Here is a 23,432-nt window from a genome sequence, read left to right on the forward strand (position 1 = left end):
TTGCCATTACCACCAAAGAGGGTATCATTACCAGCATTACCAAAAAGTTGGTTGTTTTGAGAATCACCAATAATGGTGTCATTTTGACTTGTTCCTTTGACATTATCAAAATTGGTGACGGTAAATGTTCCCACACCTGGTACACCATTAACAGTCAATTGTTGTGCTTGTAAATTTACATTAACAGAAGCCGTATTTCCCGCAGTAGATACATCAATGGTATTATTAATCGCACTGGCATCAGCGATAATTGTCTCTATTTGAATCAATTGATCATTTCCTAGTCCACCAGTTTTAGTAACAATTCCCGTTGGTGATAAAGTTATGCTTTGACCTAGTTGGCTATAGTCTGCTGTATCATTACCTGCTCCACCATTTAAGGTATCATTACCTGCTCCACCCTTGAGAATATTATTACCACTGTTACCAGTGATCACATTATTATTGCCATTACCTGTACCATTAATATTACCAGTACCAGTTAATGCCAGGTTTTCTAGTCCAAATCCCAAGGTGAAGTTCACGGAGGAGAATACTGTATCAACACCACCTAAAGCATCGTTATAGTATTCCGTAACTACATCACCTGCATTATCTACATAGTATGTGTCACTGCCATCACCACCATACAGGGTATCAGCACCTAAACCACCAATGAGGGTATCGTTGCCATTACCACCATCAAGAATGTCATTGCCATTACCACCATCAAGAATGTCATTGCCATTGTAGCCGTAGATGGTGTTATTTGCAAGTGTTCCCACTAAATAGTCATTTCCATTTGTGCCAGGTATGGTAGTCATATATTTGACCTTGATTCTGTTAAAAAGGTATTTATACAACCCATTTATTGCACAACTTAACGTGATATGTCAAACGTGGGACTGACCAATTCTTTTTCCATCATCCCCCAAAAGCCTCTCCTCTTGACAAAATTCTTTCAGGCTTAACTTGTCACCAATGTAAGCTGTTGTGCAGCTAGATTGTATAATAGGGAATTAGGTAACTAAGCTATCGCTTCTGAATTATGCCAACAAAAAACTATCTATCTCAAGAACAGAGAGAAAATCTCTTAAAACACTTAAAAGAGCAAGATAATCCTTATGTAAGAGAGAAAATACTGATATTATTGTTGATGAATGATGGAAAAACTTACCAGGAAATAAGTGATTTTTTAAACATAGCATACACAACAGTAGCATATTGGGCAGTGCATGGAGATCCGGATAACATAGACAGTTTTTTAGATGGAAGAAGAGAAGGTAACTTCCGTAAAGTCACAAAAGAATATGAGAATTTGTTGTTGGAAGTAATTGAGAAGAACCCTGATAAATGTGGATATGAATTTGGCAGATGGACATCATCAAGACTAGCGACATATCTAGAAATAGAGACATGAATAAAATTAAGTAGTTCACAAGTAAGGAGAATTTTAGAGAAAAAAAAGTACGTTTACCTTTGGGCAAAGTATAGCCTAGAGGATAAACAAAGTCCAGAGAAGCGTAAGTTATTTAAAGAAAAATTAGCTGAATTTTTACCACCTTATAGTCCAGATTATAATTTAATTGAACTGGTATGGCATTCAGCGAAAGAATATATAGCTCACAGATTATTTGAATCGGTAGAACAGTTAGAGGAATTATTAAATAAATTACTAAATGAAGGAGGTCTTATTATTAAATGGGAACGTAAAGTTAAAAATAAAGGCAATGCTGTTTATTCGATTTAGCTGCACAACAGCTTACTCACGCTGAAATTTCAGACTTTTGAAAAAACTCAAATTATGACCTTGTAAAGTATAGTCAAGAAAAATGAACAATTATTAACCCAAGTTGCTAGTTATAACTATAAGCCTTCTAGATACCCCTAAATCCCCATTAAAAAGGGGGACTTTGATTAATTTACCCCCTTTCTAAGGGGGGTGATGGGGGATCTAATCGAGAAATAAACCTGAATATTTGTAACTAGCAACTTACGTTATTAGAGATAATAACTGTACATAAAACAGCGGATAGATGCACCATGTCACAATTAGAAAAATTCTTGAAAATGGCAGAAGATGAACTAACCGAGTACAGCACTGATGCCAGGAAGATAGAAAAACTACGCAGGAAGATAAGTTTATCCTTATCACTAGTACAACAACGGCAAATGAAATCGGAATTATTAGCTACAATGCAATCTAGTAAAATTGCAGAAATAGTAGAGGAACAAAGACAAGCCGCAGCCTTACCATTTTGGGGTATTGCTGGCTTGGGTTTATTATTAGGAATTTCTCTGAATCAACCTATCGGTTTATTAGCAGCCATAGTGGGGACTGTAGCAGCTTTTAGAATCCAAAAATGGGGTTGGCAGTTACAAGCAAAACGTCTATTGTTACGCACCTTGGAAGATATAGAGGAACGTATTACTCAACCGAGTAAATAAGGTTACATAGGTTTGTGTATGAATGAAACTCAAAAATCAGAGTCAGAAACCTGATCTATACGGAAAAAACAGTAATCAGGAAAAGTGGCGACTGGTTTTTGGTATCCTTTACTGATTACATAGATTACCAAAAAACTAGATAAAATCTAGACAAGGCTTATGTCCTTGCTAAACTAACAATTGTTACTCTGAGACATCGGTTATTACTAAAAGACCATTGATGGAGCTATTATGACCAAGTATGATAAAATATTTCAGTCAAAAAAAATCTCACAAGAATCATTGAGTCCAGAAGAAGCGGTAGCAGCTATAGGTGTAATTACCGGAATAGTTGATTCTTCCATTGAAGACTTAGATGCAGAAAGTTTAGCAGGTATTCTCTGGGAATTTGAGGTTTTTAATGAATACTCAGCCGAGGAAATGCTAGAAATAGTTGATAGACTGGTAGCGATCGCCCAAGATGAAGGACTAGGGGCATTATTTAACACCGCCAACGCCAGCCTCGTAGATGAAATAGTATTAGATGCCTTTGCTGCTGGGGTGGTAATGCTTTTAGACGACGAAACCCTAACTATTCCCACACCAAAACAGGCGTACATCAAACAACTACAACAAGCCTTAGAACTAGAAGATATAGAAGCAGAAGAAATGATCAAAGAAATCATAGCTGCAATAGAAGAAGCAGAATATCAAGAAGAATATGTAGACATAGAACAGGAAACAATATTATTAGATGAATTTGGGCAAGAAATATATCAATCACCTTTGGGTAATTTTATTGTTCCCATACCAGTTACCCCAGAACAGGGAGGAAAAATTCAAAGTCAAGAAGGAATAGTTGGCTTTTCTGATGATGTTGGAACTTTACTGAGAATTGATTATTATCCTCTTCCAACCGAACATTTAGCAACAATGGAATCTCAGGGACAGGAAACATATCTCCACTCTATTTTAATCGAAAAATATTTACCACAAGCCATTTTTGTTAATGTCCCAGGTGCAGAAATCAAGTATACAGAATATTTACAAGATACCTTAAAAGGTTATTATTATGTATTAGTTGATATGCCCAAAGGTTCAACAATTTCCAAACAAGAAACTAACGGCAATGCCATTAGATTAGATGCTTATCGGGGTTTGTTAGCTTTCATCAATGGTGACTTTTTGTATATAGTTAGCAGTCAGCGGACATTTTTCAATGGTGATAGTCCTGGTCCTATTTTGGATGAAGCGGAGGATATTAAACAGAATATTTTAGAGTTTATCGAGACGATGGAGTTTAGTTAGTAGGTGACAGGTGACAGGCTTCGCCGTGAGCGTCAGCCGAACAGACAAATATTACAAAATGCCTTTCCCTAGTACCCTACGCTTTAATGCTACTATTCGAGGTCTTGCACCTTGACCAGAAAAACCTAAACCTTCTCGAAAAATTTCCGGCATATAAAATCGCGCTATTTCCTCTTTTTCTTTATCTTCATAAATTACCCCAATTTCTTCTAACATTCTTACAGTTTGCTGATCCATGTTGAACTGCTCGACAGCAAAAGGTATTTTTCTTTCAGAAGCAGGAGGAAGTTGTTCATCTACCCATTTTTTAAAAGCTGGATATTCTTCTGTAGCTTCTCTCACCTTTTCTTCACTACATGGTTTTAAAGCTCGGCGAATAGCTTGAGGAGGTAATAGTCGATTTGTATACCACTTTTCAAAGTTTACATCTTTAGCATTATCTAATGTAATCTTAGCTGCATAATGCAAAAAGCGCACAATATCTCTCGCCTGAAGTTTACCCTTAAAATCAGTTAAAGCTGCAAATACCCAAGAAGCTGTATATGCTTCTTTAGATGATTAGTACCGTAGCTGGTTTTTTGACGAATAATTCTTCTGACATCGAGCCAAGTAAATAATTTTATTTTTTTTAGTTCATTCATAATTTGTCAATTTTCTTTGCAATCCATTTTGATATTTCTAACAGTTTATTTTCTATATATTCATCGGTTTGTGGTTTTTCTTCTTTTTTAGTAATTATACCAATAATATTTGCGCCATATCTCCATATTTGGTTAATTTGTCCACTATCTAATCTTCTCTTTTCTTGTTTATTCTTTTTATTATTCCTTTTATCGGGTATATCCTCTATCCGTATTTCAGGTAGTTTTAAGTCGCCTTGTGCTTCTACACAATCTAACATATCATTGATATTATGTCCGCATTCAATAATTTCTTGGCATAAATCCAAATCAGTGCGAGGACAACGCTTTTTTTTCATGAAAATTGCTTTAAGACCACATTCGACGGCATAAAATAATAATAACCGATGGGCATTGGTATGAGGTTGAGGTGTTTTGTAATAAGCAGATATATTTCTCAGCCAAGCTTTCTCCATTTCCTTGTCTGTAAAAGGTATTTTTGCCATTAAGTTATTTTGATTTCCTGTAATTAAAGAATTTCCTCAATTATTCTAAGTCAAAATTGCTCCCCCCATTAACCGCGCATACCTATACTGCAACTCATCCCGCATCAGAGTCCAACGCGCTAAACTCGTATCCATATCAATCACTTTCTCTGCTGCTTGTCGCGCTAACAGCAACACATCCTCATCTTCCACCAAACTGGCTAAAGTAAAATCCGCTACTCCAGATTGTCTAGTCCCCATCACTTCCCCAGGACCACGAAAACGCATATCCATTTCCGAAATAAAAAACCCATCCTGAGACTGTACCAGCACCATCAACCGTTGTTGTGCATCAGGACTTCTGGAACTACTCATCAACAAACAATAGGACTGCGCTGCACCCCGACCTACACGCCCCCGTAATTGATGTAACTGAGATAACCCAAATCTCTCCGCGTGTTCAATTAACATCACCGTCGCGTTAGGAACATCTACACCCACCTCTACCACCGTAGTAGAAACTAAAATCTGCGTTTCATTATCCCGGAATTTATTAATAGCTTCCTCTTTTTCTGCGGAAGTCATTCTTCCATGCAATAACCCCACTTGAAACTCAGGAAAAACGCTTTCTTGTAATTTTTGATGTTCATCTATTGCAGAACGCAAATCTAATTTTTCCGACTCTTCCACCAAAGGCAAAACTACATAAATCTGCCTACCTTGGGCAATTTCTCTCCTTATTAAATCATAAGCTTGGGGTCTTTGTTGACCAGTTAACAAAGATGTTTTAATTGCTTGTCTTCCTGGTGGTAATTCATCAATTTGACTCACATCTAAATCACCATGAACTGTTAAAGCTAATGTTCTAGGAATAGGAGTTGCAGTCATGGTTAAAACGTGGGGTTGTTCACCTTTTTGCTGTAATTTTGCCCTTTGTTCTACCCCAAAACGATGCTGTTCATCAATGACAACTAAACCCAAACGTTGAAAATTTACCTTATCTTGAATTAACGCATGAGTTCCCACTAAAAGAGGTAATTCACCTGTTTCTAACTGAGAATGAATTTCTCTTCTTTTTGCTGTTTTTGTTGAACCTGTTAATAATTCAACTGGTAAATGTAACAGGTTAAACCAACTAACTAACTTTCTATAATGTTGTTCTGCTAATACTTCAGTGGGAGCCATCAAAGCTGCTTGATAACCAGATTGAATTGCTGCTAAAATCGCCACCACAGCTACCACAGTTTTACCAGAACCTACATCACCCTGCACTAAACGATTCATGGGTGTAGGTTTTTGTAAATCATTGAGAATATCGTTAATAACTCTTTGTTGAGCATTAGTAAATTTAAAAGGTAAAATCTCGTTAAATTGTTCTAATAATTTGCCTTTTGGTGCTAAAACGGCACTTGTTTGAATTGCCTTGGCTTGTTTCTGACGTTGTAATAAACCCAGTTGTAAATAGAAAAATTCATCAAATACTAAACGCCGACGAGCATATTTTAAAGTATCACTATCTTTAGGAAAATGAATATTAGGAATTGCATCTTTTAATTCCATTAATTCATATTTTTTTCTTAAACCAACTGGTAAGGGATCTTTTAAATTTGCTGCCGCAGGTAAAGCTGCCATTACCGCTTGTCTGACGGTATTTGCAACAACTCCTTCCGTTAAACCATAAATCGGTACAACCCGCCCAATAGTAAAAGATTCTATCGCATCACCAGGATTAGCTAATACTTCTATTTCGGGATTATCTAAGGTTAAACCATATTTACTGGCTTTCACTAAACCACAAGCAGCCACCACACTACCCACAGCATAACGTCGTTTTAAACTTTCTTGCCAACCACGACTACTAAATCTAGCACCGGCATAAAATCTACTAACTTTTATTTGTCCACTTTTATCTTTTAATAATAGTTCTAAAATTGATAACTTTTGATTTTTAGGACTGGTAAAACAATTACAACGCTTAACTTCGGCGATGATAGTTACTGTTTCACCTCCTTGTAATTCTTGAATGTTAACTTGACGAGCATAATCAATATAATCACGAGGATAATAAAACAGTAAATCTCTCACTGTTGATAAATCTAAACGAGATAAATTTTCTGCTCTCTTGATGCCAATTTCTGGTAAATCGCTGAGTTTTTGCTCAATTTTTGGCGCTAGTCTCCGACTAGTTTCAGTCACAATAGGAGTTGTTTTAACTGTTTTTGTTGAATAATTTTTTTCCTGGGTTTTAATTTCCTGAGTTTTAATTTCCTGTTTTTTGATTTCTTGTTTTTTTATGTCTTGATGTTGCTGTTCACCCGATTCTAATTGTTGTTGTAATTGATAAAGATAGGTTTTAACTTCAGCAACTAACTGCTGTCTAATTTCTACTGCTAAATCTGGATATTCAGCAAATTGAAAGGCGATATGATGCCAGCGCGATCGCTCTTTTGCTGGTAAACTTTGAGGAAACTTCCCAAAGGTTAAACTGAGAAATTCACTGAAGCGATATTGTCTACCCATCAAATCTACAAACCCATTTTCAGCCTCTACCGCCAAGGCTTTATGCAATCTTATCCAATCGGGAGTATCATTAGTCATTAGTCATTAGTTGTTAGTCATTAGTTGTTAGTCATTAGTTGTTAGTTGTTAGTTGTTAGTCATTAGTCATTAGTTGTTAGTTAATTCTACCCAATCACCAGTCACCAGTCACCAGTCACCTATAAGTTAGTCCTCAAACCAACTCGCACGCCAAGCCGCTTCCGCTTCCGCAATTTTCAATTCTCTGTGTTTCTTTTGATATTCTTTTCCTAATTTATTTAGTTGCAGTAAAATATTACGAATTTGTTTGCGTGCTGACAAGAGTGTGTTATCAGCAAATTCAATGTCTCCTAGTCGCAAGTTCAGGGTTATCAGCTGTGTCAAGCTAGAATCTTCTGATTCATCGTCACTACTGATTTCAATTACTAAATTTAATAGATTAGGCGGACCCGGTATTACTTCCCCAGAAGCTTCTGAAACTGCTGCTGCAGCTGCTGCTAAAATCGGTTCTGGTAGTTTTTTCGGTAAAATTCCCACTTTTTGAATTAAAGAATTGGCATCCTGGGAAACTTTTCTCAGGGTATTCTGAATTCCTTCCTCTAAATCTTGATGCCATTGTGCCACTTCTATGGGGTTGGAAGGATCTAAATATTTTTGCTTTTCTATTTTCGATTGAGGATCGTTTTTACTGTCTTCAGTTTCTTCAGTTTCTTCAGTTTCCTCAGTTTCCTCAAATTCCTCGGTTTCTTCAGCTTCTTCCGTATCTCCACCTTGAAGATAAACAAGCAACTGTTGTGCGCCTTTTTGTCCTAATTTACGAATGCCTTGTTGCAATTGTTGTCGCTGATTCAGTGACAATTTGAGAAATTTATCAGGATATCCTTGAGTACAAACGTGATAAACTGCCAAAATTAACTGTTTTTGTAAAGCTTCACCCAGGATAGTTAAATAATTGACATAATTGCTGTGGAGTTCTGTGGCGATCGCTCTAATCGCTTGTTTTATGGCTGTGATATCCCCTTCTATTCGCTCAATTGCTCTGGCCATATCTTCCTTTTTTTCTCCACCTGAATTGTATTTTGCAGTGAAAATAATTATCCAGATTATCTAGAGTTTTGAATTACTCCAATTGTAATAATAATTGTCAATAAAATACAGGTCAGCAAAATTTGCCAGACCTGTGATTTTACAAATATCAGTTATCAGTTATCAGTGTCATCAACATTCATTTTACCATAAACTGTCTGACCTGTCTACTGTGTACTGATTTAATCATTAGTCAAAAATCTTTAGTCCAGCAGCTTCAGTTAATAACATACTATTAATAACTAACTACTGACTACTGACTCATAACTAAATTACTTAGCGCCATTACTTAGCGCCATTACTTAGCGCCATTACTTAGTGCCATTACTTAGCGCCCATTTGAGCAGCTACTTCTTCAGCAAAGTTACTTTCTTGTTTTTCAATGCCTTCACCCAGTACATATCGCACAAAGCCATGCACTGTAATGTCTTCACCGACTTTAGACTGAACTTGCTTCACTAAGTCTGCTACAGAAATGCTTTGATCGCGGATATAAGGTTGATCCAACAAAGTTAATTCTTTTAGGCGTTTTTCAATCCGTCCTTGAACAATTTTTTCTCTGATGTTCTCTGGTTTATTCGCCAAGTCTTCCTTACCCATTTCAATGTCCTTTTCTTTTTGGACAGTTTCGGCAGGAATTTGGTCTACACTAACATACTCAACATTGGGGCAAGCGGCAACTTGCATTGCTGCATTTTTAGCAAATTTTTTAAACTCTTCGTTACCAGCAGCATCGTCTGTTTTAGCGATTACTTGCAGTAACACACCTACTCTACCACCAGTGTGAATGTAGCTGTCTACTACTCCTGGTGTGTCACCAAGAGAGAAGTTTACAAAGCGTCGCACCTGGATATTTTCACCCAAGGTAGCAATACTTTCTTTGATAAATTCATCTACAGTTACTTCTGCCTTTTCAATGTAGGGTTGAGCCAGCAAAGACTCAACACTATCCGCAGTCGCAGCTTGTTGTGCTAGATTCTTAACTAAAGTTTTAAAAGCGTCGTTACGGGCAACAAAATCAGTTTGACAGTTAACTTCTATCAGTACACCCACCTTACCATCAGGTTGAATGTAGGTGTCTACTAAACCTTCTGCTGCCACGCGATCGCTCTTTTTACCCGCTGAAGCGATGCCTTTTTTACGTAGCCAGTCTATAGCTGCGTCGATATTGCCATCATTTTCCTTCAGCGCCTTTTTGCAGTCCATCATGCCGGCACCAGTTTTTTGGCGTAGCTCTTGGACGAGTTTTGCAGATATTTCCGCCATGTTGCCTCAATTCCTATCCTAACTTGACCTAGAGTTATAATCGCTCACGGGTGTTGAGTATTTCTATCTTACTCAGGGCTGTTGACATTCCCCACGGCTAGAAGCCGGGGGATTCTTGCTTCAAAGGAATTCCAAGAAATTTACCCTCAGCAAGCATCACCGTCTGCCCGACGGCTGCAAGTCCTCTGATGAGAACTACGTAAAGAAAAGCGATGAATTTTAAATTTAGCCTCTGCCAATTTTAGATTTTCGATTGGCTGCACCACAAACAGATGCAGCTTAGACATTGGAAATAAACAATTTGAGATTTGTTGCACCCAAAACAACGGACTTTTCCCAAAAAATCCAAAATCCAAAATCCAAAATCCAAAATTGTTTAGTCCTTATTCTTCGTCGTCATCGCTCATCATTGAGTCAGTGTACTCACTTTCATCGTAGTCGTACTCTTCCTCAGCGCCTTCGTAATCTTCGTAATCTTCTTCTACTTCCAGCTGACCATGACGGCCTTCATAAATAGCATCTGCTAATTTACCAACAATCAGTTTAATCGATCTGATGGCATCATCATTGGCTGGGATGGGAATATCTACCACATCTGGGTCACAGTTTGTATCTAACATAGACACAATGGGAATACCCAGTTTTTGGCATTCTTGAACAGCGTTATATTCCCGACGTTGGTCAACAATTACCACAATGTCAGGCACTTTCCGCATATTTTTAATGCCGCCCAAGTATTTTTGTAGCTTCGCCATTTCCCGACGCAGCATTGACGCTTCTTTCTTAGGCAATAAGTCTAATGCGCCATTTTCTTCCCGACGTTCTAAATCTTTTAGACGTTCTGCTCTAGTTTTAATGGTAGCCCAGTTGGTGAGCATTCCACCCAACCAACGCTGGTTAATGTAGTGAGAACCACAACGGTTAGCTTCTTGAGCAATAATTCCCGCTGCTTGGCGCTTTGTACCCACAAACAAGAATTTTTTACCTTGTTCTGCTTGTGTCCGCATATAGTTGTAAGCATCATCCATCAACTGCGCGGTTTGCACCAAGTCGATGATGTGTACACCATTGCGAGCAGTGTAGATGTAAGGAGACATCTTAGGGTTCCAACGTCGGGTTTGATGCCCAAAGTGAACACCTGACTCCATCATCTGAGCCAAAGAAACGACTGGCATATTTTATAGCTCCTATTCGGGTTAAACCTCCATCCAGGCGTATTTCCACAGCGGAAACACCCGAATCCCCGGATGTGCGGAATTTAGACAACTATACTAGGGTAGCACAATTGTGGCAATTTTGCAGAAATGTTTTGAAAGAAGGAGTTCTAGGAGTCAGGAGTTCTAGGAGTTCAGGAGTTCAGGGAGTCAGGAGTTCAGGGAGTCAGAATTTTTAAGAAATTGGTTAATTATCAAATAGCTGTTTTTGGCACAAGTCTAAAAAAGCTGACTAATAACAACAAAAATCAGCAAATAAAAGAAATTATGTGAATAAAATTCAAACAATAAAATTCAAACATCTTCATATTAAGATAAATATTTTTGTTTCTAAATATGGTGAATTTGATTTATAATAAAAATGTCAATTATCTTAAATTAAAGGTAAAAATACATGAGTATAATTAAACCACCCACAGCAATTGATTTTGATCCTGCCATTGTCGCCAAAGATAAAGATGATCAACCTATCTTAATGATAGATGTGAGATTTTCTGCCATGTATGCTTCCCCAGAACTGGATATATTAAAAATGAAAAAATACCAAAATATTCCTTTTTTAATGTTTGCTAACTCCAATGTGATCAGAATCTTTAAAAGTCCTAATTTTGCAGAAGTAGCCAGATTAGATACCAAAAAAATTTTAGGATTTTATGATGCAGATAGTATCGAAGGAATTATCTATCAATCTACTTTAATAACTTTACTTCAATCCTGGTTAAGAGATTTAGATTATCATTGGAAAAGTGAAAATCCTCCTTACATTGCAGAAATGAAAGAAATTGGTTTATTTGCTCTTTTGGATGATATAACTACAGAGGAGCTACAATTATTATGATTATTATTTATTTAGAAACTAATTCCATTATGGCAATTGCCAAAGGAAGAAATAAAGAATTAGAAGATTTTGTTTATCAGTCTTCAGATAAACTCAAGTTTGTGATACCCAGTATTTGCTTGATGGAAACCCTAGTAGCAATAGAAAGAGAAGAAAAACGTAGTCAATCTTTTTCTCAAACTATTCAAATAGAGATGAATGAAGGTAAGAGGAATAAAGAATTAGCCAATTCTGATTCTTTCGTCAATTATTTAGAACTTTGTTTGATTGACTATGGAAAATTACTACGTGATTTTAGAAAACGTTTTTTGAAGATTCTTGAATATCTGAAAAATCATGGTGAGTTGATTGAACCCAGAATTGAAATTTTGGAAAGTACCTTAAATGCTCCTTTAATACCTGGAAAAAATCAAAAGCGAGATGATTTTATTTTACAGGTGATTTTAGTTCATGCTCAGAATAATTTATCAATGTCCAAAGTATTTTTTAGTGAAAATACTAAGGATTTTGATAATACTAATATTCAACAGGTATTAGCTAATGTGGGAATTAATTATTTTAGTAAAGTATCTAATTTACAAAGATGGTTAAATGAACAATAATAAATGTTGTAATTTAGAATGTAGGGTTTTAGCATTGCTCAACCTAGACACCACGAAAATTGATAAGAAATTAGTTTTAATCAATAATTTAATGTTATATAATATAATAGCATATCATTTACTAAAAATAGGATTTGTAATTAATGACTAATTCTAGTACCATTCGCCAAGAAATATTAAAACAAATCAGTCTCATTCCTGATGAACAATTAAGTTATGTATTAGAGTTTATTCAGAAAATGAATATTGCTGATCAACAAACTCATGACAATGATGAAGATGTAGATGATGAATTGTTAGATATGAGTGCATCTGCATTACAAGATTATCTTACAGGAAAAGATAAAGGAATTTCATCTCAGGAGTTAAAGCGTCAATTACTAGGAGAAGATTTTGCTTGATTATATTATCTTAAAACCTGCCCAAAAATATCTTGAACGATTAAGAGTTGAAGATCAAGTAAGAATTATTCGTGCGTTGGATGGTTTAATCACAGGAACAGAAAATCTTGATATTAAACCATTGAAGGGTAGAGAAGAAAGTCGTTTAAGAGTTGGTAAATATAGGATTTTGTTTATTGAGGATACTGTTAATCAATTATATGTGATCATGGCTATTGGTGCGCGGGGGGATGTTTATAAATAAAGGGTTTTTATGGTTGATAAAAATTATTAGCTATGGAAAGAGGAGGAAGTTGTAATTTATATTTAGGGGTTGCTGAGAAAGTCTTTCCGTGAGGGCATAGGAGTCAGGAGTCAGGAGTCAGGAGTCAGGAGTCAGGAGGAGATTTGAAAATTTCTTTGCCATCTCTTGAAATCCCAAAAAATGCACACTTTTTCCGGTATACCCTTCAAAACCCTTGCACTTTTTTCCTGTTTATCAGCCACTAACCTTTGATATATCAAGGTTAATAATATTAATTGGTGTCCTAACAATAAAGATACTCAAAAAATAGAAGTTAATAAAGAAGACAAAAGTCAACAAAAAACAACTTACACAAACCTCAACCAATCCCCAAAAATCACCCATTTCTACGGAAGAAATAACGAACTATCAACTCTATCTGCATGGATAGAAAACCCCAGCACTCGCTTAATTTCCATCTTAGGAATTTCCGGTATTGGTAAAACCACACTCATTAAACACTTCATTGATACTCACCCCCTACACTTTGATGCAATAATCTGGAAAAACCTTAAACTATCTAACTCCTTAAACTCTATCCTTACAGAAATTATCACCGAAATAAACGTCAATATTCAAAATATAAATACCAACAAATTATTAAAACAAACCTTAGAATTATTCAATCAAAAACGCTGTTTAATTATTCTCGATAACCTAGAAGAAATATTTACACCTCAACAATATGCAGGCAAATATCAACCTGAACATCAAAATTATCAAACATTCCTACAAATGATCACAGCAGTAGAAAATCAAAGCTGTGTAATTTTGATCAGTCAAGAAAAATGCCAAGAACTGATATCCTTAGATGATGAACTTTACCCCATTCATTCCTTAGAATTATCAGGTTTAGGTAATGCAGCTACAGAAATATTAAAAAATCAAAGATTGCAAAATCAAGAACATTGGTTAAACCTAATAAACTTATACGAAACTCATCCTCGATATTTACAATATATCAGCATTTTAATAAAAGATGTATTTCAAGGTGAAATTGCAGAATTTATCCAAGAAAACAATTTAATCTTAACAGAAGATATCAAATCAAACATCCTCTTAACCTGGGAGAGATTAACCAATATTGAAAAACAAACACTATTAAAAATCAGTCAAAATGATCAACCTCTATCCAGAGAAGAAATCAAAAAGCTATTATCCCTCTCATCTCTAGAAATAATCAACAGTATACAATCATTAACACGACGATTTTTATTAAGCAAATCAGAAAACGACGAAAGATTATTTCATCTCACCCCCGTATTGAGAGAATATCTAAAAAATGTATGTTAAAATATTAAATATCACAACTCTTAAACAAATAGGTCGGAAAGATGTCTAACACCCTATATGATCAAGACTTACAATTATGGATAGATGCAACAATTCAACAATTACAAAATCATGAATTTGCATCCCTGGATATTGATCATTTGATAGAGGAGTTAACAGAATTGGGTAAATCAGAAAAAAATGCACTAAAAAGCAACCTAAAAATCTTATTAACTCACCTCCTTAAATTAAAAGTTCAACATAATGTACCAGAGACAATGAAAGCAAGTTGGTATAGTTCCGTCGTCGAACATCGTCAACGAGTGATTGATAATTTAACAGATACCCCATCTCTCAAAAATTACTTAACAGAAGCATTAGAAAAATCTTACCCCGATGCGCGTAAACTTGCCATAAAAGAAGGTAAACTGGCTAAATTTGGAATTACCATACCATCAGAAAATAAATATCCTCTAACTTCTCCCTTCTCAGTAGAGCAAATTTTAGATGAGGATTTCTACCCTTAATAGAAAAATATCACACTTCTTCTATTATATCCCTTCTTCTCTTCTTTGCGCCTTTGCGCCTTTGACTCTTTGCGCGAAATAATCATTTATTCATCATCTCACCATAAGCCTGATAAACCCCCTTCACATTATACCAATTCAAAAAAATCCGCGCAATTTCCAAAGCTAACTGCGGCTTACCCAAATTAATCAACCATTGCAATAAAGGGGCGCTAGTTCTTTCATTAAACAAACCATTTAAAGAAAGCATACCCCATAACAAACGATGAAACAGAGTCATTTGAATCATCATTTTCACTTCCCAAGTGGGATGTTTTTGATAAAACAAAACTCCCATCCTACCCCGTTGAATTTCCTTATCAATTAAATTATCAATTTGTTGTAAACTAAAGGGTGGATGCCAATGATAACCCACAGCTTGAGGACATTTAATTAATTGCAAACCTAAATTTTTTAACCTCACACCTAACTCTAAATCTTCCCATCCATAAAGTTGAAAACCAGTATCAAATAAACCAGCTTTTTCTAACCAATGTTTAGGAATAGCGACATTACCCGTAGCAAAAAAAGCCGCAGAAAAATCTGTGATTTTATAAGGTTCAGAAGTGGGATTTTCAAAATTACAAGTATTAATTACCGCACCGTAAGTAAAAAAAGCGTCGTTTCCTAATTTCTCTCTTCCTTGCAATAAAGCATTACTATGAGCTTGCAAGAAATTAGACAAGACCACCAAATCACTATCAATAAAAATAATCGTATCACCCGCAGCTTTTTCTACCCCTAAATTTCGCGCCGCAGCAGGACCAGCATGATCCTGTTGAAAACACCGCAGATGAGGAAACTCATCTTTATTTTCTGCTAACCAGTCTAAAGTCCCATCTGTAGAACCATCATCTACTAAAATAATCTCATACCCTTCTACAAGGGTTGTATCCTTTAAATTCTGCACTTCTAAAGCGCGGAGGCACTTCTGCAAAATTGACAACCGATTATAAGTTGGTATAACAACACTAAAAAACACTTTTTCACCTACATCACTAAACAACTCAAAATTAAATGTTAAATAGAATTAATGTTAAATAGATTTTTGCCCATATTTTAAATATCTAGCATAGGACAAACCTAGAATTTTGAGCTTGGCATACTACATGAGAATTAGAGAAGTATATGATACTTTACAGGGTTATTACAGAAAATTTACCCAAAAACCAACATTGTGGATGTTCAAAATAGCATAAATCGTAAATTCAGGAAGTTTTACAATTTACGCTAACTCAATTAGTATATAATAGGACTTGCGCACTGTACAAATTCACCATGATGTGCATAAACGAAAATCCGTCGTTTCAGGCTTTTGTCGATTAACTTCCGATCAATAGCGAACTGCTTGCAGCAGCGCTTCGCTATCGCTCAAAAATCATTAAAAAATCACGTTAAAATGGACGAAACCCATACCTCATATTTGGTTGATCCTGTCAATGCGTAAGTCCTAGATATGAAAGTTTTTGCCCAGCGCCATGAATTAAATTTTCCCTACCTATGGGACACAACACAAGATGTAACTCGTAGCTTTGGTGCTGTTAGCACACCTACAGCTTTTTAAATTGATTATGAAGAGATTGTGCGCTATGAAGGACAAATTGACGATCACCCTCAAGACCCATTAGCAACCGGGCAAGATTTTTTAAGAAATGCGATCGCCTGTTTATTTCAAGGTCAAGAAATCCAGCCAGCACAAACCCCACAACTGGGAACGCCATTAGTATGGCGAAAATAAACTAGAACTAGACACAGATTGCCACTGTACTGTTATCTTAAATTGGAGGCAATTGCAACTTATTTGATAAAACGTAACTTCATGGGAACGAATTACCGACGGGTTTTACTTAAACTGAGCGGTGAAGCCTTGATGGGCAACATGGGCTATGGCATTGATCCAGAAGTAGTCAAGGGAATAGCCGAAGAGTTGGCAGAGGTGGTAGCCACTGGCGTTCAAGTCGCTATCGTAGTTGGCGGTGGCAACATTTTCAGAGGCGTTAAGGCAGCATCAGCGGGAATGGACAGAGCAACCGCTGACTACATAGGAATGATTGCCACGGTAATGAATGCCATGACGCTACAAGACTCGCTAGAAAGGATAGGAATACAGACGCGGGTACAAACGGCGATCGCTATGCAAGAATTAGCAGAACCGTATATTCGTCGTCGTGCCATCCGTCATTTAGAAAAAGGACGGGTGGTAATTTTTGGTGCTGGTTCAGGAAATCCCTTCTTTACCACAGATACCACTGCGGCATTAAGAGCAGCAGAAATAGAAGCAGAAGTGATTTTTAAAGCCACCAAAGTAGACGGAATCTACGATGCTGACCCCACCATTTATCCTGAAGCCAAACGTTACACAACCCTCACTTACGCCCACGTTTTGGCTGAAGATTTGCGAGTCATGGATAGTACCGCAATTGCCTTGTGTAAAGAAAATAATATTCCCATTCTGGTATTTGACCTAACAACGCGAGGAAATATTCACCGTGCAGTAATGGGAGAATCTATTGGCACTCTTGTGGGAGGTTCTTGTGAAATTAGCTGAAGCTGAAAGTACGATGCAAAAAACCGTTGAGGCTACTCAACGATCTTTTAACACCATTCGCACTGGCCGCGCCAATGCGAGCTTACTAGATAAAGTACAAGTAGAATATTACGGGACACCTACCCCCCTGAAATCACTGGCAAATATCAGTACACCAGATGCCTCCACCATTCTCATTCAGCCTTATGACAAGAAGAGTCTGAATATGGTGGAAAAGGCAATCTCCTTGTCAGATGTCGGTTTAACCCCCAGCAATGATGGTTCTGTAATTCGTTTGAACATCCCACCTTTGACATCTGACCGTCGTAAAGAATTTGCTAAACTCGCTGCTAAGTATGCCGAAGAAGGTCGAGTTGGTATTCGCAATATCCGTCGTGATGCTCTTGACTCAATTCGTAAACAGGAAAAAAACGCGGAAATTTCCGAAGACGAATCACGAGATCAGCAAGATAAACTACAAAAACTAACCAACAAATATACAGCGAAAATCGACGACTTGCTGGCAGAGAAGGAAAAAGACATTACAACCGTCTAAATTGGGGACTGGGGACTGGGGACACTTCGACAAGCTCAGTGCATCGCTGGGGACTGGTGATGGGGTTATTAACCTCCCCTGCTCCCTGCTCCCTGCTCCCTGCCTCCTACCTATTCCCTATTCCCTTATTTATGTACGAATGTATCATTGTTGGTGCTGGTCCGGCGGGTGGATCAGCAGCTTATCATTTAGCCAAACAGGGACGCTCAGTATTAGTTTTAGAAAAAGCATCTCTGCCCAGATATAAACCTTGTGGTGGTGGTGTGTCACCAGCGATCGCTCAATGGTTTGATTTTGACTTTAGCCCTGCAATTTCCGTTAAAGTAGACTCCCTGCGCTTTACCTGGAAACTCGAAGATCCTGTAGAAGCCAAAATCGGCATCAAAGAACCAGTCTGGATGGTGCGGCGAGATGTATTCGACCATTTTCTCGTTCAACAAGCTCAAAAACAAGGGGCAGAACTACGAGACAATACAGAAGTTACAGGTATTGAGTTTAAAAGTGATTATTGGCAAGTTAACACGGCTAACGGACAAGTCACAGGTCGCTACTTAATTGCTGCGGATGGTGTTAAAGGTTCAATGCCCAAATGGCTAGGTTTCAAAGACCGGAAACGTCGTTTAGCAGGAGCATTAGAAGCAGAAATTCCGGCAAATGTAGAGAATAAATCCACAATTCACTTTGAGTTTGGTTTAGTCAAAAACGGTTATATCTGGAATTTTCCCAAAGCTGACGGTTACTCTCTCGGAGTCGGAACGTTTATTGGTGGCGAACCCCAGGACTTTAAAAAAATTTTGGATGAATATGCCAAATATTTTAATAATGTAGATATTAAAACCAGCAAACAATATGGTTATCCCATATCCTTATGGGATGGTAATCAAAAACTGCATACCCAAAATGCTGTTTTAGCCGGTGAAGCTGCTTGTGTTGTTGACCCCTTTACCGCAGAAGGTATTCGCCCCTCAATTTTTAGCGGTGTCCTAGCCGCACAATTCATTAATGAGGCGCTTAGTGGTGATATCAACGCCTTGGAAAACTACACTGAGGCTATTCATGAACAATGGGGTTCAGAAATGGCTTGGGCGCAAAAATTAGCCGGCGCATTTTATCGCTTCCCTGGTATTGGCTACAAAGTCGGTGTTAAACGTCCCTCTGGCGCTCAAACTATGGGTAAAATCCTTTGTGGTGAATTGCGATATGGTGATGTAGCTGGTCGCGCTCTGAAACGTTTAATTCCTGGTTTTGGGGGTTTGGTAATTGGTAATTGGTAATTGGTAATTGGTGATTGGTAATTGGTGATTGGTAATTGGTGATTGGTGATTGGTGATTGGTGATTGGTGATTAGTTTTTTCCTACCCAATGCCTAAATCTCAACAAACCACCAAAGAATTATTCCTGTTACCAGAACACACAGAACCCCAGCTAATCCGGCTAGGGGTTTTTTGTTTTTACCTGTAACCCATTCTGAGACTTTCCCTGTATAAGTTATTAATCCTGCTGTATCTATGGTAGCGATCGCCCATACCCAACCCGCATGAAGTCCCCAAGCTATCCCCAAACTACCACCGTCAGCTAACCTGGCCAATACCAAAACCATTCCCATCAGCCATAACCCAGGTAGTTGCGGTATCGTTTCTTTTTGTTCCCAAACCAAATGCAGCAAGGCAAAAATCAAACTAGAAATAATCGCTGCTAACCAGATCGGGTAGTCTTTCTCCAGGGTTATCAATAAAAAACCCCGAAATAACAACTCTTCTATCCCACCTACAAACAAAGCCACCAAAGAAATTGGTAGCAAAATTCCCGGAATTAATTTAATATTTGATTTTTCTAAATAGCACCAACCTAGCCAAAATTGACAGGTAAACACTATCACCAGTCCCAACACACCTAAACCCAAACCCAGCCACAAAGAACGCAAAATAGAAATATTCCCCACCAAGCCATAATTAGCAAAAGACCCCAGTCCTAACCAATTAATTCCCCAGAGAATGAAAGGTACTAATAGATAGAGAGATACCAATAAAGGAATTTTTTGCTCTGGCTGTAAAGGTTTATTAAGCTGCAAATTAAGTATGAAGGCGGATATCGCTGCTAATGGCAACCAACATACTACCCAAACCATAAAAAAAGCCATGACAAAAAACACTACTGGCGCATTTTTTAGCAACGCCAGTAATGTATTATTGACTGATGGCTCTATTAGTGAAAAGAAAACAGACGAAAAAATCACGATAGATTTCTAGCTCCCAGAGAGTTCTTGCTTATCCTTCAAAACTCTACTAGAATTGGTGACGCATACAAAATGTCAAATCTTATTTTGTTGTATGAACAAACCTTTAAACTACAAATACTATTTATTTGTAGGTGTAGGGAGGTGTAGGGATAAGAAAGCAAAGATTTATTTACAACTTACCCCTACTCTCAGAGAAATTTATTCCTCCTCTTCATTTTCTAAATCAGCTTCATCAGCTTCCACATCGGATGATGTCAATTTTTTATCACTTTCACCAAGTTGAATCAAGTGAATATGCTTGTAACCTAACCGAATTTCAAACTCATCACCAGGTTTTAAACCCATTGCTTTGGTATAGGTAGCACCAATCACGATTTGACGATTTTGATGAACACTAACCCGGTATGTCGGTTCGCGACCACGTCCATCTTTAGGAGATTCTGGACTCAGAGGAATACCTCTAGCTGACAACAAAGCATCATAAAAATCGGTGAGATTTACACGCACCTGATTATTCTTGGTAACGGTGTAATAGCCGCACTGCTTCGCTCTTTCTCGGCGTGGTAAATTAGAAAGCTCTTTTACTTTAGCCAGCAGTGCTTTTCCTGTTAATGGGGCGGTTGCAGTTTCTGTCATTATGTTCAAAATTTCCTTAATCTCTTGAAACAGTTCATCAATGTAGCCTGATTTTTACATTTGGCTTTTTAGCCAATGTCCAGAGCTACTGAAGACTTGAGGGTGAAGTGTGAATTCCTGCTGATATGATCAGCCCAAGTATCTCTATATATGGTTTTCCATATTCAATTAGAGATCATGGTTGTCACAGAATTTTATTCCGTTGATTGTACGGCATTTTTAACCATCATTCGCCATGAGAAAGAAAAATATTTTAATCTTTTGGCGCTAGTGTAGTGGTGTAATTTTAAGCCACCTTTACAAATCAGGTTAGTTCTACTCCTAAAAAGTTGTAGATACAATAAATTGCAGGTTTTTCACTTTCAGTGCTTGCCTTTCTTGCTCTTGAGTTGTAGGTTTGTACCCACTCGTCATTTCCAGCTTAGGACAGCATAGTATTTGCTGATGGTCTTAGAGACATACACCCTTGTGTCCAGCCGATAGAGACACAAATTTTCTTGTCTCTACATTACGAATCAACAAAGCAGTAGCAGCCGGACTTGTACGGACTTTGGTACTGGTTTTGTGACTTCGTAATTTCATATTAAATACTATCATGAACCAATAATAGCAAAATATTTGTTGAATTTAAAAAACAATTTGCAAATTATTTTTTTTTCAAATCACTGGAGTTGGGGACAGAAAAAGGAGTAAGGATTTTACTCTGGACTGATGGTCTCATGAGTATGGAGTCAAGACTTTTATAAAAGTTTATATAATTAGGCGAGACGTTTTGAGTGAGTGACTTAAATCTAGGTTTTCTTGATGGAGATCAGACAAAAAGCCCCTGGTATTTTTCACCCTGTTTATTAGGAGCAGGGAAAATATCGCCGATTATTCTCCACGTCTGTCTAGGGGAAGAATCAATTTACCACATCTATCCCTTGCTTGATAGCCATAACCAAATAATTGTCCGCCGCTTTAACACTTCTATATATTTAAAAAATTTTTATTTCGCTATTACTGGAAGACTTTTTACAAACAGGACTAAACTAAAGAAGTCTCAAGTGTAGAGGATAAACCAGTGAAGGGTATATCCCTCACCTCTTGTCAGAGAAAAGCAAAAAAATATTTGACAAATTGAACTTCCATGCCTAAGCTGCATTTGCTCAGGTAAACACATCGCTATGTTAAACACCTGCTAATACTGCTCAGTTCACAAAACCAGGAGGTCGCTTTGCTGGAGGCGGTTTTTGTCACGGGGATTTATCACGCCTCCCACAACTTTGAATGAAGTCCGTTTTGAGACTCGATTGTTTCGATAAATTTCACTGACTGCACTTCTACAACTAAAATTTTAATGGTTATCCTTGAACTGGAATCATAAGCGCCTTCAGCATCAGCTTATTAGCCACTGAAGTTAAATAACGGGCTAATTTTTCACAACAACCTGCTTGTACTCATTATTTTGGCAGCAGGTAAGGCAATTTTTAGAATTTGGTTGGTAATATATGGAAGTTGTTTTTAAGATTATTCGCCAGCAGCAAAACTCTCACCCTGTTGTCCAAACTTATCCTTTACAGGTAGAACCAGGTAATACAATACTTGATTGCCTAAATCGGATCAAATGGGAACAGGATGGAACTTTAGCATTTCGCAAAAATTGCCGCAATACTATTTGTGGTAGCTGTGCTATGCGAATTAATGGACGTTCAGCTTTAGCCTGTAAAGAAAATGTTGGCAGCGAACTAGCTAGATTGCAAAAAATTTCATCATCTTCATTATCGACAAACCATAATCATACCATTAATGAAATCACGATCGCTCCTTTGGGAAATATGCCCGTGATTAAGGATTTGGTCGTAGATATGAGTAGTTTTTGGGATAATTTAGAAGCGGTTGCACCTTATGTCAGTACAGCAGCGCGACAAGTACCAGAAAAAGAATTTTTGCAAACACCACAAGAGCGATCGCTTCTCGATCAAACAGGTAATTGTATTATGTGTGGTGCTTGTTATTCAGAATGCAACGCCCGTGAAGTTAATTCCGATTTTGTAGGTCCCCACGCTCTCGCCAAAGCGTACCGCATGGTGGCAGATTCCCGCGATAGTAACCAAGAAAATCGCTTGGAAAATTACAACGAAGGAACTAAAGGTGTTTGGGGTTGTACTCGTTGTTTTTATTGCGACTCTGTTTGTCCAATGGAAGTTGCACCATTAGAACAAATTACCAAAATTAAACAAGAAATTCTTGACCGCAAAAAAGCCAGTGATAGCCGTTCCATTCGTCACCGCAAAGTATTGGTTGAGCTAGTTAAAGCAGGTGGTTGGATTGATGAACGTCAATTTGGTATCCAAGTAGTTGGTAATTATTTCCGTGATTTAAAAGGATTACTTAGTCTTGCACCTCTGGGTTTACGGATGTTAGTCAGGGGTAAATTTCCCCTCTCCTTTGAACCCTCAGAAGGTACTCAACAAGTGCGATCGCTCATTGAATCAGTTAAATCTGGTGATTGGTGATTGGTGATTGGTGATTGGTGATTGGTGATTGGTGATTGGTGATTGGTGATTGGTGATTGGTGATTGGTGATTGGTGATTGGTGATTGGTGA

The 23,432-nt window shown here is 37.5% G+C and carries 24 protein-coding genes and 2 pseudogenes; 14 read left to right on the forward strand and 12 right to left on the reverse strand.

What is annotated here, in order from left to right; genetic code table 11:
• The coding region (locus tag H6F47_RS28600) for a calcium-binding protein (protein WP_277877164.1) at positions 1 to 803 on the reverse strand (803 nt) is incomplete at its 3' end.
• A 224-nt stretch (positions 804 to 1,027) separates the two neighbouring features.
• On the opposite strand from H6F47_RS28600, the pseudogene H6F47_RS19915 reads away from it, so the two are divergent.
• The 3 genes and pseudogenes from H6F47_RS19915 (at position 1,028) to H6F47_RS19925 (ending at position 3,714) form a co-directional block, all read left to right on the forward strand.
• Positions 1,028 to 1,729, forward strand: a pseudogene (locus H6F47_RS19915) (winged helix-turn-helix domain-containing protein).
• 293 nt (positions 1,730 to 2,022) lie between these two features.
• Positions 2,023 to 2,427 carry a hypothetical protein gene (locus H6F47_RS19920; protein ID WP_096568262.1) on the forward strand — a complete coding sequence of 135 codons (405 nt, stop codon included), beginning with the start codon at positions 2,023 to 2,025 and terminating at the stop codon, positions 2,425 to 2,427.
• 231 nt (positions 2,428 to 2,658) lie between these two features.
• The gene (locus tag H6F47_RS19925; RefSeq protein WP_190348305.1) at positions 2,659 to 3,714 is read left to right on the forward strand and encodes a tellurite resistance TerB family protein; all 1,056 of its coding nucleotides are present in this window, start codon (positions 2,659 to 2,661) and stop codon (positions 3,712 to 3,714) included.
• A gap of 51 nt (positions 3,715 to 3,765) precedes the next feature.
• Here the strand turns inward: H6F47_RS19925 and H6F47_RS19930 are convergent, their stop codons facing one another.
• The 7 genes from H6F47_RS19930 to rpsB form a co-directional block, all read right to left on the reverse strand.
• Positions 3,766 to 4,191 (reverse strand): hypothetical protein, encoded by a 426-nt coding sequence (locus H6F47_RS19930; protein ID WP_347239099.1) that lies wholly within the window; start codon positions 4,189 to 4,191, stop codon positions 3,766 to 3,768.
• Positions 4,192 to 4,351: 160 nt separating this feature from the next.
• On the reverse strand, positions 4,352 to 4,840 hold the full coding sequence (locus H6F47_RS19935) for a hypothetical protein (protein WP_096568259.1): 489 nt from the start codon (positions 4,838 to 4,840) through the stop codon (positions 4,352 to 4,354).
• A gap of 45 nt (positions 4,841 to 4,885) precedes the next feature.
• On the reverse strand, positions 4,886 to 7,417 hold the full coding sequence (gene recG, locus H6F47_RS19940) for an ATP-dependent DNA helicase RecG (protein ID WP_190650664.1): 2,532 nt from the start codon (positions 7,415 to 7,417) through the stop codon (positions 4,886 to 4,888).
• A gap of 126 nt (positions 7,418 to 7,543) precedes the next feature.
• Positions 7,544 to 8,404 carry a hypothetical protein gene (locus H6F47_RS19945; protein ID WP_190348310.1) on the reverse strand — a complete coding sequence of 287 codons (861 nt, stop codon included), beginning with the start codon at positions 8,402 to 8,404 and terminating at the stop codon, positions 7,544 to 7,546.
• 363 nt (positions 8,405 to 8,767) lie between these two features.
• Positions 8,768 to 9,709, reverse strand: coding sequence for a translation elongation factor Ts (tsf, locus tag H6F47_RS19950; protein WP_096568254.1), 942 nt, complete (start codon positions 9,707 to 9,709; stop codon positions 8,768 to 8,770).
• A 146-nt stretch (positions 9,710 to 9,855) separates the two neighbouring features.
• Positions 9,856 to 9,996 (reverse strand): hypothetical protein, encoded by a 141-nt coding sequence (locus H6F47_RS19955; RefSeq protein ID WP_190348311.1) that lies wholly within the window; start codon positions 9,994 to 9,996, stop codon positions 9,856 to 9,858.
• A 96-nt stretch (positions 9,997 to 10,092) separates the two neighbouring features.
• Entirely contained in the window at positions 10,093 to 10,884 is a 792-nt protein-coding gene (gene rpsB / locus H6F47_RS19960) for a 30S ribosomal protein S2 (protein WP_096568251.1), read from the reverse strand.
• Between the two features lie 433 nt (positions 10,885 to 11,317).
• Here rpsB and H6F47_RS19965 point away from each other — a divergent pair, with 433 nt between their 5' ends.
• From H6F47_RS19965 to H6F47_RS19990, 6 genes are all read left to right on the forward strand, one after another.
• A complete protein-coding gene (locus H6F47_RS19965; protein ID WP_190650666.1) occupies positions 11,318 to 11,761 on the forward strand; it encodes a hypothetical protein in 444 nt (147 codons plus the stop codon).
• Positions 11,758 to 12,363 (forward strand): PIN domain-containing protein, encoded by a 606-nt coding sequence (locus H6F47_RS19970; RefSeq protein ID WP_190650668.1) that lies wholly within the window; start codon positions 11,758 to 11,760, stop codon positions 12,361 to 12,363. Before H6F47_RS19965 ends, H6F47_RS19970 begins: the two co-directional genes overlap by 4 nt.
• A gap of 143 nt (positions 12,364 to 12,506) precedes the next feature.
• Positions 12,507 to 12,764, forward strand: a complete 258-nt coding sequence (locus tag H6F47_RS19975) for a hypothetical protein (RefSeq protein WP_190650670.1) — start codon at positions 12,507 to 12,509, stop codon at positions 12,762 to 12,764.
• The gene (locus H6F47_RS19980) at positions 12,757 to 13,008 is read left to right on the forward strand and encodes a type II toxin-antitoxin system RelE/ParE family toxin (protein WP_190650672.1); all 252 of its coding nucleotides are present in this window, start codon (positions 12,757 to 12,759) and stop codon (positions 13,006 to 13,008) included. The genes H6F47_RS19975 and H6F47_RS19980 overlap by 8 nt, the downstream gene beginning before the upstream one ends.
• 375 nt (positions 13,009 to 13,383) lie before the next feature.
• Entirely contained in the window at positions 13,384 to 14,340 is a 957-nt protein-coding gene (locus tag H6F47_RS28605) for an NB-ARC domain-containing protein (RefSeq protein ID WP_347239100.1), read from the forward strand.
• Positions 14,341 to 14,381: 41 nt separating this feature from the next.
• Entirely contained in the window at positions 14,382 to 14,846 is a 465-nt protein-coding gene (locus tag H6F47_RS19990) for a DUF29 domain-containing protein (RefSeq protein ID WP_190348318.1), read from the forward strand.
• Between the two features lie 82 nt (positions 14,847 to 14,928).
• On the opposite strand, the gene H6F47_RS19995 is transcribed toward H6F47_RS19990, so the two are convergent.
• Positions 14,929 to 15,867, reverse strand: coding sequence for a glycosyltransferase (locus H6F47_RS19995; protein WP_190348319.1), 939 nt, complete (start codon positions 15,865 to 15,867; stop codon positions 14,929 to 14,931).
• Positions 15,868 to 16,341: 474 nt separating this feature from the next.
• Between H6F47_RS19995 and H6F47_RS20000 the strand changes: the two are divergent.
• The 4 genes and pseudogenes from H6F47_RS20000 to H6F47_RS20015 all read left to right on the forward strand — a co-directional run.
• Positions 16,342 to 16,623 (forward strand): annotated as a pseudogene (locus tag H6F47_RS20000) (redoxin domain-containing protein); the annotation flags it as partial.
• A gap of 81 nt (positions 16,624 to 16,704) precedes the next feature.
• Complete coding sequence (gene pyrH, locus H6F47_RS20005) at positions 16,705 to 17,433, forward strand: UMP kinase (RefSeq protein WP_096568235.1); 729 nt, start codon at positions 16,705 to 16,707, stop codon at positions 17,431 to 17,433.
• Complete coding sequence (frr, locus tag H6F47_RS20010; protein ID WP_190650679.1) at positions 17,420 to 17,968, forward strand: ribosome recycling factor; 549 nt, start codon at positions 17,420 to 17,422, stop codon at positions 17,966 to 17,968. Before pyrH ends, frr begins: the two co-directional genes overlap by 14 nt.
• Positions 17,969 to 18,099: 131 nt before the next feature.
• Entirely contained in the window at positions 18,100 to 19,242 is a 1,143-nt protein-coding gene (locus tag H6F47_RS20015) for a geranylgeranyl reductase family protein (RefSeq protein WP_190650673.1), read from the forward strand.
• Positions 19,243 to 19,334: 92 nt separating this feature from the next.
• On the opposite strand, the gene H6F47_RS20020 is transcribed toward H6F47_RS20015, so the two are convergent.
• The 3 genes from H6F47_RS20020 to H6F47_RS28610 form a co-directional block, all read right to left on the reverse strand.
• Positions 19,335 to 20,204: a type II CAAX endopeptidase family protein gene (locus tag H6F47_RS20020; RefSeq protein ID WP_190650675.1), complete on the reverse strand. Its 870-nt coding sequence runs from the start codon at positions 20,202 to 20,204 to the stop codon at positions 19,335 to 19,337.
• A gap of 201 nt (positions 20,205 to 20,405) precedes the next feature.
• On the reverse strand, positions 20,406 to 20,843 hold the full coding sequence (locus H6F47_RS20025; RefSeq protein ID WP_096568227.1) for an AbrB family transcriptional regulator: 438 nt from the start codon (positions 20,841 to 20,843) through the stop codon (positions 20,406 to 20,408).
• A gap of 450 nt (positions 20,844 to 21,293) precedes the next feature.
• Entirely contained in the window at positions 21,294 to 21,425 is a 132-nt protein-coding gene (locus H6F47_RS28610) for a hypothetical protein (RefSeq protein ID WP_255427037.1), read from the reverse strand.
• A gap of 908 nt (positions 21,426 to 22,333) precedes the next feature.
• Between H6F47_RS28610 and H6F47_RS20030 the strand changes: the two genes are divergently transcribed.
• On the forward strand, positions 22,334 to 23,341 hold the full coding sequence (locus tag H6F47_RS20030) for a succinate dehydrogenase/fumarate reductase iron-sulfur subunit (protein ID WP_096568225.1): 1,008 nt from the start codon (positions 22,334 to 22,336) through the stop codon (positions 23,339 to 23,341).
• The last annotated feature ends 91 nt before the right edge of the window (positions 23,342 to 23,432 follow it).

Source organism: Sphaerospermopsis sp. FACHB-1094 (genome assembly GCF_014696195.1).
Lineage (GTDB): Bacteria > Cyanobacteriota > Cyanobacteriia > Cyanobacteriales > Nostocaceae > Sphaerospermopsis > Sphaerospermopsis kisseleviana.